The organism is Bergeriella denitrificans NBRC 102155 (genome assembly GCF_001592185.1).
GTDB classification, from domain to species: Bacteria; Pseudomonadota; Gammaproteobacteria; order Burkholderiales; family Neisseriaceae; genus Neisseria; species Neisseria denitrificans.
The window spans coordinates 1-11,377 of record NZ_BCWL01000047.1 but is presented as its reverse complement, the minus strand read 5'-3'; the positions used below and the strand labels follow the sequence as shown (position 1 = coordinate 11,377).

At 59.3% G+C, this 11,377-nt stretch carries 8 protein-coding genes; 2 read left to right on the top strand and 6 right to left on the bottom strand.

Annotated elements, in window-relative coordinates; translation table 11 throughout:
* Positions 1-95: 95 nt before the first annotated feature.
* The 4 genes from BDE01S_RS04365 to BDE01S_RS04350 all read right to left on the bottom strand — a co-directional run bounded on the left by BDE01S_RS04365 (position 96) and on the right by BDE01S_RS04350 (position 4,981).
* Positions 96-434, bottom strand: coding sequence for a hypothetical protein (locus BDE01S_RS04365; RefSeq protein ID WP_066077831.1), 339 nt, complete (start codon positions 432-434; stop codon positions 96-98).
* A gap of 58 nt (positions 435-492) precedes the next feature.
* Positions 493-1,863, bottom strand: a complete 1,371-nt coding sequence (gene purB, locus BDE01S_RS04360) for an adenylosuccinate lyase (protein ID WP_066077827.1) — start codon at positions 1,861-1,863, stop codon at positions 493-495.
* A 262-nt stretch (positions 1,864-2,125) separates the two neighbouring features.
* Positions 2,126-4,291, bottom strand: a complete 2,166-nt coding sequence (gene yccS, locus BDE01S_RS04355) for a YccS family putative transporter (protein ID WP_066077833.1) — start codon at positions 4,289-4,291, stop codon at positions 2,126-2,128.
* A gap of 444 nt (positions 4,292-4,735) precedes the next feature.
* A complete protein-coding gene (locus BDE01S_RS04350) occupies positions 4,736-4,981 on the bottom strand; it encodes a BolA family protein (protein ID WP_066077825.1) in 246 nt (81 codons plus the stop codon).
* Between the two features lie 200 nt (positions 4,982-5,181).
* On the opposite strand from BDE01S_RS04350, the gene rlmH reads away from it, so the two are divergent.
* Positions 5,182-5,652, top strand: coding sequence for a 23S rRNA (pseudouridine(1915)-N(3))-methyltransferase RlmH (gene rlmH / locus BDE01S_RS04345; RefSeq protein WP_066077822.1), 471 nt, complete (start codon positions 5,182-5,184; stop codon positions 5,650-5,652).
* Positions 5,653-6,013: 361 nt separating this feature from the next.
* On the opposite strand, the gene BDE01S_RS04340 is transcribed toward rlmH, so the two are convergent.
* Positions 6,014-6,667 (bottom strand): HAD-IA family hydrolase, encoded by a 654-nt coding sequence (locus BDE01S_RS04340; RefSeq protein WP_066077821.1) that lies wholly within the window; start codon positions 6,665-6,667, stop codon positions 6,014-6,016.
* 126 nt (positions 6,668-6,793) lie between these two features.
* Positions 6,794-7,777, bottom strand: coding sequence for an RluA family pseudouridine synthase (locus BDE01S_RS04335; protein WP_066077819.1), 984 nt, complete (start codon positions 7,775-7,777; stop codon positions 6,794-6,796).
* 614 nt (positions 7,778-8,391) lie between these two features.
* On the opposite strand from BDE01S_RS04335, the gene BDE01S_RS04330 reads away from it, so the two are divergent.
* Positions 8,392-11,211: an Rne/Rng family ribonuclease gene (locus BDE01S_RS04330; protein ID WP_066077818.1), complete on the top strand. Its 2,820-nt coding sequence runs from the start codon at positions 8,392-8,394 to the stop codon at positions 11,209-11,211.
* Positions 11,212-11,377: the final 166 nt, after the last annotated feature.

Here is an 11,377-nt window from a genome sequence, read left to right as displayed (position 1 = left end):
ATATCGCGTATCAAACCGGTTTAAAAACCAAAAAAAGCCGTCTGAAATTCCGAATTTCAGACGGCTTTTCCGATGCAAACCTGCGGCGGGCGGGATTATTGCCCCGCGCGGGTGCCGCCTGCGCCGTAAACGGCGTTCCATGCGGCATCCAGGCGGCTGCCGGCCTGCTGCAGGGTGTCGGCCTGTTGGGTTTTCAGCGTGTTGGCGTTTTGCAGCTCGCCTTCCAAACGGGTAATGTCGGCCTGTGCCTGCGACAGGCGGGATTGGGCATCGCGCAGGTCGCTTTGCAGGCGGATGATGCGGCCGTCGTTGTCGCTTTGGGCTTTGAGTGCGGCGCGGTAGGCGGTTTGCGCGCTCAGCAGCGCGTCATCGGCAGCGTCGGCGTAAACATTGGCGGCCGTGAGGGCGGCGGCCACGAGCAGCAGGCGTTTCATGGTGTGTCCTTTCTTCGGTGGCGGCTGCCGCGCGGCAGCAATCCGCGCGGCGGCGCGCTTAGATGCGTTTGGCCAATTCTTCGGCTTTGCCCACATACAGCGCGGGGGTCAGTGCCAAGAGTTGCGCTTTGGCATCGGCGGGGATGTCCAGCGATTCGATAAATACTTTCAACACTTCGGGCGTGATACCGTCTTTGCCGCGCGTGAGGTCTTTCAGTTTTTCATACGGGTTGGCCACGCCGTAGCGGCGCATCACGGTTTGAATCGGCTCGGCAAGCAGTTCCCACGTGGCGTCCAAATCGGCAGCCAGCGCGGCGGGATTCGGCTCGAGCTTGTTCAGGCCGCGCAGGTGGGCGGTGAAGCCCAATACGGTGTAGCCCGCGCCCACGCCCATATTGCGTAATACGGTGCTGTCGGTCAGGTCGCGCTGCCAGCGGGATACCGGCAGTTTTTCCGCCAAAAAGCCCAATACGGCGTTGGCCATGCCCAAGTTGCCTTCGGAGTTTTCAAAATCAATCGGGTTGACTTTGTGCGGCATGGTGGAGCTGCCCACTTCGCCCGCTTTGACTTTCTGCTTGAAGTAGCCCAGGGAGATGTAGCCCCATACGTCGCGGTTGAAATCGATCAGAATGGTGTTGACGCGGCTGAGGGTTTGGAAAAACTCGGCCATGTAGTCGTGCGGCTCGATTTGGATGGTGTAGGGATTGAAGGTCAGGCCGAGGTCGGTTTCGACGAAGCGGCGGCAGTGCGCTTCCCAATCCACATCGGGGTAGGCGGTCATGTGGGCGTTGTAGTTGCCCACCGCGCCGTTGATTTTGCCCAGAAATTCCTGTGCCGCCAAATGCTTGGCCTGACGCTGTAAACGGTAAACCACGTTGGCGATTTCCTTGCCCAGCGTGGTCGGCGTGGCCGGCTGGCCGTGGGTGCGGCTCATCATCGGTACGGCAGCCAACTCATGCGCCATTTCGGTGAGTTTGGCGGTGATTTCGCCCAGCTTCGGCAGCAGGACGCTGTCGCGCGCTTCCTGCAGCATCAGCGCGTGGGAAAGGTTGTTGATGTCTTCGCTGGTGCAGGCGAAATGGATAAACTCGCTCGCCGCCGCCACTTCCGGCACGCCCGCGAAACGCTCTTTCAGCCAGTATTCGATGGCTTTCACATCGTGGTTGGTGGTCGCTTCGATGGCCTTCACCGCCGCCGCGTCTTCCAATGAAAATTCAGCCATGACTTTGTCGATTTCGGCAATGGTGAAGCCGCTGAACGCAGGCACTTCGGCGATTTTCGGCTCGGCGGCCAAGGCTTTGAGCCAGGAGAGTTCGACTTTGACGCGGGCTTTCATCAGGCCGTATTCGGAGAAAATCGGGCGCAGGGCTTCAACGGATTTGGCGTAGCGGCCGTCTAAAGGAGACAAGGCGGAGATGGGATCAATCATTTCGGAGCTTCCTCGGAGAAATCGGAACGGAAACGCGGCTGAGGCCGCATAAGGGAAATCTGCCGCAATTATACCCGAATTGTTGACAAAAAGCCGATTTTCAGACGGCTTGGCCGGATTTTGATTGGGGGCGGCATACGGAAGGGCAGCGGACTTGCGTAGCTAATGACGGCTGATGAGGAAGTAGGGGAACTTTAAATATTTTAGGCCGTCTGAAAAACTGATATTTTCAGACGGCCTGCGTGCACACAAAAAGACAATATCAAGCCCCGGCGGGCAGGTTTTCCGCTGTGCCGTCGCTCTCGGGCGGATTCAGGGCGCGGTAGCAGGGCTCGAGCTGGCGGGCAATCAGGCTCAGCTGCTGCCACAAAACGCTGCTTTGGCGGTCGTCGGGCACATCGGCGCGCAGGGCGTCTAAGTCCTGCCGTATGTCGGACAAGGCCGTCTGAAAAGTGGCGGCATCCGCTTCGGGCATGGCGTGCAGCACGTCGGCGATGCGGTGGGCGGTGTGGTAGAAGCGGGCGGTAAAGTCTTCGCCGCAGTCCTGCGCCATATGGTTGCGGTAGGCACCGAGCGCGGAGATGTAGCCCATCAGCGCGTAGCTGTGTTTCAGCAGCACAAAGCCGTCTGAAATCCGGCTGCCGTATTTTTTCGGCTCGCTGCTCATTTCCGACAGGCTGCTGGAGAGCGCGGCGATGCGCTCGTGCGCGCGGCGGCGGACGGTGCGGTAGCTGACGTCGTCGTGTCCGCCGTGTTCGAGCTGGTCGAGAATTTTATCGAGATAGGCGGCATTGCCTGCCAGCGCTTGGGCGGCGGTGTGCTTCAGCGTCAGGTAGCGCCAGTCCGGCCACAGATAGGTAACGGCCGCCCAGGCCAGCACGGAGCCGATAACGGTGTCGATAATCCGCACGGGCATGGCGCTGTACACGTCCAGCCCGGCCAGGGAGAAGCTGGTCAGTGCCTGAATGGTGATGAAAAAGGTGGAAAAGCTGTATTTGTAGGAGCGGCTCATAAAAAACAGCGTGGTGCTGGCAATCACAATCCACAGCTTGGTTTCGACCGACGGCGTGAAATAGGGCACGAGCGAGCCGACCACCACGCCCAGCACCGTGCCGCCGATGCGCTGGTACACGCGGGTTTTGGTGGCGGAGTAGTTGGGCTGGCACACAAACAGCGCGGTCAGCAGAATCCAGTAGCCGAGATTGAGATGCAGGGCTTCTACGATGATGCAGGCGGCGGCCACCACGACGGAAAGGCGCACAGCATGGCGGAATACGGCGGATTCGAGATTGAGCTGGCTTTTGACACTCTGCCAGGCGTGCCGCCAGCCGCTGCCTTCCAAACCGGCGATGCGGCTGGCATCGGATTCGTTTTCCAGCTCGCGGTGGCTGACGCTTTCAAGCTGGCGCAGCTGGTGGTCGACGCCGGCCAGATTGTTCAGCAGTTGCTGGATATGATGCACGTCGCGCTCTTGGCGGTGGCCGTCGGCATACAGGCGCAGCGATTCGCGGCAGCCCGCCATCGCGCGGCCGAGCCGCTTGCTGTAAGCATAGTTTTTACCCCCCGCCAGCGCGGCGGCGATGTTGCGGCAGGCCTGTCCCTGCATTTCCAGCAGGCGGTGGATGCGGAAAATCAGATCGGTGTTTTTCAGCTTGTCGGCCAGCTCGGCGTAATCGACGTGCGCCGAGCTGATGCGTTCGTGAATATCCTGCGCGGTCAGGTAGTAGCGCAGCATACGGGCGGTGCGCGGGTGGCGGTGCTGGCCGCGCAGGCGGTAAAACAGGGCGGCGCGGCATTGGTTGAACGCGGCAATCACGCCGGTATTACGCATGGCTAAATCAATCTGGCGGTTGCCCAGCCAAGCGGCTTCGTCGGGGTCGAAAAAGTCGGCTTTGGCATCGAAATAGTCGCCCAGCGCATCATAGGCCGCCGCCATGTTTTCCTGCACCGGGCGGTTGGGCAGCAGAATGTGGAAAACCAGTGTAAATGAGCTATACAGCAGCGTGCCGAACAAAATCATCACCGGATTGACCAGCCAGAAGGTTTCGGGCGTGTAGGTCAGCGACGTGTAGGTGGCCACTGCCAGCGCGCCGAAGGCAAACGTGCGGTAGCGCAGCCCGACCGCGCCCAGCAGCGTAAAGCAGAAGGTCATGGCGGTTATGGCCAGCACAAAAGGCCAGCCCGTGCCGAGCGTCGACTGCGCCGTCAGGGACGCGACGGTAAACAGAAACACGCTGATAAAGATGTTTTTCAGACGGCCTGTCAGGCGGTTGTCCAAATCCACCAGGCCGCCCGCGATGATGCCCAATACCAGCGGCATCGCCAGCTTGGGCACATCAAACCGCCAAACCAGCGTGGCAGCGGTAAAGACGCTGGCAAATACGGGCAGCGAGGTCAGCAGCAGCGGTTTGAGCGGGGGCGTTTTCATGGCGGTATCGGGTCGGAAATGGGCAATAAGGCGGATTTTACAGGATTTGGCCGCGATGCGGGCAGATAGGCAGGCCGTCTGAAAAACGGGGTTTTCAGGCGGCTGCCGCATTTCGTCAGGTTGATGCCGACGCAACTATATCAGCAGGTTATCGGCATAAGGAATATGCGTTTGTGATAAAACAAACGATTAGTGAATATAGAACCCGTTGAAATTCAGAAGTCTGTCCCTTCCCCCGCCCCTGCGGGGGAAGGTTAGGATGGGGGTTGCCGGCCTAAAGCGACCTGTAAATCAACCCCCACCCTAACCCTCCCCCGCAGGGGCGGGAGAGGGAACAGGTTGCTGAAATATAAAGCATGGCTCAAACCGCTTACCCCGAACGCACGTTCAGAAAAAGGCCGTCTGAAACAGGGTGTGTTTCAGACGGCCGTTCGGCGACCGCGTTTATTGCTTGGCCGCCCATTCCGCAGGCGTGGCGGCGGTGGAAATCGACAGCGCGTGCAATTCGTTGCTGGCCAGCTTTTCCTTCAGGCCGTCTTTAATCAGGCGGTGGCGGGCCAGGCGGGCTTTGCCTTCAAAAGCGGAAGACACAATCACGGCGAAAAAGTGGTGGCCGTCGCCCTCCACTTCCACATATTCGCAGGGTGCAACACCCTCAATCAGGGCTTTGACTTGTTTCGGGGTCAGCATGGCGGGTTCCTTTTGGTAAAATGGGGTATGGTAAATGCCGAACAAAAATCTACAGCCGCACGCCGTATCCCGCGACGACTGTCGGCAACGGCGCATATTATACCGAATATCGCTGTTGAACTTAAATCCTGCTGCGGCTTCCCGTTGCACCCGCGCGGCCGCAAGGCCGTCTGAAAACAGAAAGAAAGTATCCAAACCGCATGAATATTACCGTATTGGCCGTCGGCACCAAAATGCCGCGCTGGGTGGATGAAGCCGTAGGCGAATATGCCAAACGCTTCGGCCGCGATGTGAACTATGTATTAAAAGAAATCAAGCCCGAAAAGCGCGGCGCAGGCGTGAACGCGGCGCAGGGTATGGCCGCCGAAGAAAAGCGCATACTTGAAGCCGTACCCGCCGGCGCGTATCTGGTGGTGCTCGACGAGCGCGGCAAAGCGCCGACCTCGGTGGAGCTGGCCGCGCATTTGAAGCAGTGGCAGCAAAATGGCGAACACGTCTGCTTCGTTATCGGCGGCGCCGACGGCATGACCGATTATCTCAAGCAGCAGGCGCGCATGATGATGCGCCTGTCCAGCCTGACCATGCCCCACGGCATGGTGCGCGTGCTGCTGACCGAGCAGCTTTACCGCGCGGTCTCGATTTTGCACAATCATCCTTATCACAGGGAATAGGGCGGTAGGAAATATAGTCGGAGAAATGAAATTCTGATACAAGGCGGCGAGCCAACGCCGTAGCAGAAATTAAGTTCTTCGACGATAGGAATAAGCCGTCTGAAAATCCGATTACGCTTGCTTATCGGATTTTCAGACGGCTTTTTTTGCGGTCGGGGCGGTTTGTCGGGTGCGGGCGGTAGGCTGGGCTTCAGCCCAGCAATAGCAAGGTGCGGCAAGGTTTTGCCGGGCTGAAGCCCAGCCTACCGCTCCAGCCTATCGCCACCTGCTCATGAGCATCGCCTGCCCATTCTGTTTTTTTCCAATCATTGCACCATCTAACCATGCAGGCGCATTTTCAGACGGCCTTGCCCGCCCGAACTCAATCCAAAGTCTCCAAAAACGCGGGCAATTCGGACAAGCCGCCGAGTATCGCCAAATGCGGGGCGCGGCGCAGTTGGGCTTCGGTGTGTGCGCCGGTGGTGACGGCAACGGCGGGGGCTTTGGCGTGGGCGGCCATTTCCAAGTCATGGGTGGTGTCGCCGACGACGATGGTTTCAGACGGCATTAAACCCAATTCGTCGCAGAGTTTGAACACCATATCGGGCGCGGGTTTGGAGGGCTGCTCGCTGGCACAGGTGGTGGCGAGCCAGAAGTCGGCGGTGCCGGTTTGCGCGATGGCTTGGTCGAGACCCGTGCGCCCTTTGCCTGTGGCGACGGCCAGCCAGTAGCCTTGCGCTTTCAGGTCGTGCAGGCAGGGAAGGGCGTCGTCGAAAAGCCGCATATTGCGGTTGTTGGGGTTGAGATAATGTGCGGCGTAGGTTTCGGCCAATTCTTCGCGCCGGTGTTCGCCCAAATCGGGGGAGAGGTGGCGGATGATGGTGGGCAGGTTGTAGCCGATCAGCGGGCGGATGTCGTCGGCTGCGGGTACGGGCAGGCCGCATTCTTTGAAGCTGGCTTGGAATGTGGCGGTAATCGGGCTGGTGGTGTCGGCCAGCGTGCCGTCCCAGTCGAATATGATGAGTTTGGGTTTCATGGGGTTTCCTTGTTTTTCAGACGGCTTGAGATTGTGGCAAGGCAGGTAGATTATAGAGTGCCGTCATTTCCGCGTAGGCGGGGGAAGCGAAGTGGACTTGCGCAGCTAATGACGGCGGCTTTGTAATCAAACACCGCCTTGATGTTCCAGCATGGTGATGATTTGCGCCAACTCCTGCGGCAATGCGGCTTTTAAAACCAGCTTTTCGCCTGTAAGCGGGTGGTTTAAATGCAATTCCGAAGCGTGGAGAAACATGCGCTTCAAGCCCAGCTTTTGCAGGCGTTTGTTGGCTTGGTAGTCGCCGTAACGCTCGTCGCCGGCGATGGGGCAGTTTTGCGACTGCAAATGCACGCGGATTTGGTGGGTGCGGCCGGTTTTCAGGGTGGCTTCGACGTAGGTCAGTTCGGAAATGCCGACTTGGTGCGGCAGGCCGTCTGAAAAACGGTTTAATACGCGGAAGATCGTGTGCGCGGATTGGCCGTCTTCGGACACGCGCACCATTTTTTCGCCTTGCGCGCCGGTGTATTTAAAGAGCGGCAGTTTGACGTGGAAGCGGTCGTGGTTCAGACGGCCTGCGCCGAGCGCGAGGTAGATTTTTTTCGGGTGGTCGTTGCGTATCATTTCGTGCAGCTTCACCAATGCGCTGCGTTTTTTGGCAATCATCAAAAGGCCGCTGGTGTCTTTGTCGAGGCGGTGCACGAGTTCCAGATATTTGGCTTCGGGGCGGGCGCGGCGGATTTGTTCGATGACGCCGAAGCTGACACCGCTGCCGCCGTGCACGGCTACGCCGCTGGGTTTGTTGATGACCAAAAGCACGTCGTCTTCGTACACGGTGTCAAATTCGCGCGCGGGCGCGGCGGTAGGTTCAGGCGGCCTTTGCTTTTCGGCAATCCGTATCGGCGGGATACGCAGCACCTGCCCGGCTTCGATGCGGCTGTCGGGCTTGCAGCGTTTTTTGTCCAGCCGCACTTCGCCGGCGCGGATGATGCGGTGGATATGGCTTTTGGGCACGCCCTTGAGGATTTTTATCAGATAGTTATCAAGGCGTTGGCCGGCTTCGTGTGCGCCGATGGCCAGATGGCTGACCGAATTTTTGCTTATTGCGTGCATTTTCTCTATAATCCGAAAGTTCGTTTCAGAAGCGGGCGGCGCGTGTAAGGCCGTCTGAAAAAAGGCTTTCCGAAACGGATTTATTGCTAAGCAGAGATTTTATATTAAAAACCACTCTAGGGGGTCGCGCAGACCCTCCGGCATACCCCGATGTTTGCTCTAGCCGTAAATGTCGGAACGTAATTAAGTTTGAATTTTGCCGCACTGCCCGAAGACAAATCACCGGCCATCCGGATATAAGGGGGCAGCGGCGGCAGCTGATGATGAAGATGACGGCTACCTGTTTTTAAGGGTGGCGGCCCGTGGCGGCCGCGCCCGTTTAGGCCTGGCAGTACTGAAAAGAGGGTACGCAGGCGGCGCCGGATAACCGGCCGGCGAATTGTTCTTTATGACCTTCCTTATCTGACACGCCCGCACATGGCCGCTTCCGCATCCGCGGATTTTCAGACGGCATGCAACCTTGCGGGTATCACCGTTCAAAAACTGATTACCCCTAGCAGACAGGCTTCTGCCGGCTCTGCTAACCGCCTCACGAGTGCAAAACTTTAGGCTTGACCGCCCGTGCAGCCGGCGATGCGCCCTGCCCGAGCGGAAAAAGCCTTTCGAGGTGAACCATGAAACGTATGTTATTTAACGCGACCCAGGCCGAAGAGCTGCGTGTCGCGATTGTCGACGGCCAAAACCTGCTGGATTTGGACATCGAAACGCTGGGCAAAGAACAGCGCAAAGGCAATATCTACAAGGGCGTGATTACCCGCATCGAGCCGTCGCTGGAAGCGTGTTTCGTCGATTACGGCACCGACCGCCACGGCTTTCTGCCCTTCAAAGAAGTATCGCGCAGCTATTTCCAAGATTACGAAGGCGGCCGCGCGCGCATCCAAGACGTGCTCAAAGAGGGCATGGAGGTCATCGTGCAGGTGGAAAAAGACGAACGCGGCAACAAAGGCGCGGCGCTCACCACCTTTATCTCCCTGGCCGGCCGCTATCTGGTCTTGATGCCCAACAATCCGCGCGGAGGCGGCGTGTCGCGCCGCATCGAAGGCGAAGAGCGTCAAGAGCTGAAAGAAATCATGGCGCAGCTGCCCGTGCCGCGCGGCATGAGCGTGATTGCCCGCACCGCCGGCATCGGCCGCAGCAAAGAAGAAATGGAGTGGGATTTAAACTACCTCCTGAAGCTGTGGGACGCCATCGAAGAAGCCGGCGAAGCGCACCGCGATCCCTACCTGCTCTTTATGGAAAGCTCGCTGTTGATTCGCGCCATCCGCGACTACTACCGCAACGACATCGGCGAAATTCTGGTGGACAACCAAGAAGTATTCGACCAGATTTCCGAGTTTATGACCTATGTCATGCCGAGCAACGTCGGCCGTCTGAAACTCTACGAAGACCACACGCCGCTGTTTTCCCGCTTCCAAATCGAGCATCAAATCGAAAGCGCCTTCTCGCGCAGCGTCAGCCTGCCCAGCGGCGGCGCCATCGTCATCGACCACACCGAAGCGCTGGTGTCGATTGACGTCAACTCCGCCCGCGCCACACGCGGCGCCGACATCGAAGACACCGCGTTCAAAACCAATATGGAAGCAGCCGAAGAAGTCGCCCGCCAAATGCGCCTGCGCGACTTGGGCGGCCTGGTGGTCATCGACTTCATCGACATGGAAAACCCCAAGCATCAGCGCGATGTGGAAAACGTCTTGCGCGACGCGCTGAAAAAAGACCGCGCCCGCGTGCAGATGGGCAAACTCTCGCGCTTCGGCCTGCTCGAATTGAGCCGCCAGCGCCTGAAACCCGCCTTGGGCGAAAGCAGCCACGTCGCCTGCCCGCGCTGCGCCGGTACCGGCGTCATCCGCGGCATCGAATCCACCGCGCTGCACGTTTTACGCATCATTCAAGAAGAAGCCATGAAAGACAACACCGGCGAAGTGCACGCGCAAGTGCCCGTCGATGTAGCGACTTTCCTGCTGAATGAAAAACGCGCCGAACTGTTCGGCCTGGAAGAGCGTTTGGACGTATCCGTATTGCTGATTCCGAACGTCCATCTTGAAAATCCGCACTACGAAATCACCCGCGTCCGCATCGACGACGTGGAAGAAGACGGCGGCGAGCCGAGCTACAAGCGTGTGGCCGAGCCGGAAGAAGACGAAAGCAGCAAACCTTTCGGCAGCGAAAAAGCCAAAGCCGCCCGCCCCGAGCCGGCCGTGAAAGGCGTAAAACACACCCAGCCCGCCCCGACCGCGCCGGCAGAGAAACCCGCATCATGGTGGGACAGCTTCAAAGCCTGGTTGGGCCGCATTTTCGGCGGCGCCGCTGCCGCAGCGGAAAGCAGCGAAGCCGCGCCGTCTGAAAAACGCCGCGAGCAGGGCAGCCGCAACCGCCGCAGCCAAAGCACCAACAGCCGCCGCCAAAACCCGCGCCGTAGCAACAAGCGCGACGGCAGCAAAGTTGAAGTGCAGGAAGTCGGCGAAACCAAAGAAACCCGCGCCGACAGCCGCAGCGAAGCCAAAGCCGAAGCCAAAGAGCGCAGCGAAAACCGCAACCGCCGCGAGCGCGGCAGCAAAGGCGAAGGCCGCAGCCGCCATGACGAGCGCACCGAGCGCACAGCGGTTGCCGCATTGGTTGATACACCCGATGCCGCCGTCGAAGCCCCCAAAGCCGAACGCAGCGAAAACAAACGCCGCCGCAGCGGCAAGCGCGACGAAGCCCGCATCGCCGAGCAGGAAGCCGTAGCCGCCCTGAGCGCGGAAAACCTGACGGATACCGATGTCGCAGAAACCGCCGCCGCCGTCGAAGCAGAAGCCGAGCAGGCGCAAGAGCGCAAGCGCGACCGCCGCGAGCGCAACGGCAACCGCAACCAGCGCGACCGCCGCAACAGCAACAAAAAGCGCAACATCCCGTCGGCACGGAAAATCGAGCAATACCTGAATATCGCCGATGCCGCCGACAAAGTCCGCTTTGCCGTGGCGCACGTTTACGGCGAAACCGCCGCTCCGACCGCGCCGCAGGAAGACGAGCAGCACGCCGCCGAGCCTTTGGTGGTGGTGATTCCGCAGCATGAAGAGCAGGCCGATGACGTTGTTTTCGCCATTGAAAGCGAAGCCCCCGCCGCGCGTCCGCAAAGCAGCGAGCAGGCCATGATTGCCGCCGCCGCCGACAACGTGGCCGAAGCCGTCAGCCAGATTTTCGGCATCGAACACGCAGACAGCCCGAAAGCTGTCGAGGCCGCGCAGCCCGCCGCCGATAAAGGCAAAACGGCACAGGATGCGCCTTTGGCAGACGGTTTGATTTTCGTCGAAACCGATCCGGCCGCCATCGCCGCCCAAGCCGCGCAACCCCAGCCGGAACCCGCCGCCGGCCTGCGCCGCGCCGATGTGCCCAAAGCGGTTGAAGCAGACCTTTCCGCCGTAGAAATGGTCTTGGTGGAAACCCGCAAGGATTAACCGCCTTATCTAAAAGCCGTCTGAAAAGCAGGCCGGATTGCACCGGCCGCTTTTCAGACGGCTTTTTTTGTGCGGGGTCGCCTGCGGCTTGTGGAATTGTCTTATTCTGTGTTATTCGACTATAGTCGGAGAAATTATAGTCGTTTCAATTTAGATTGAGACAAGG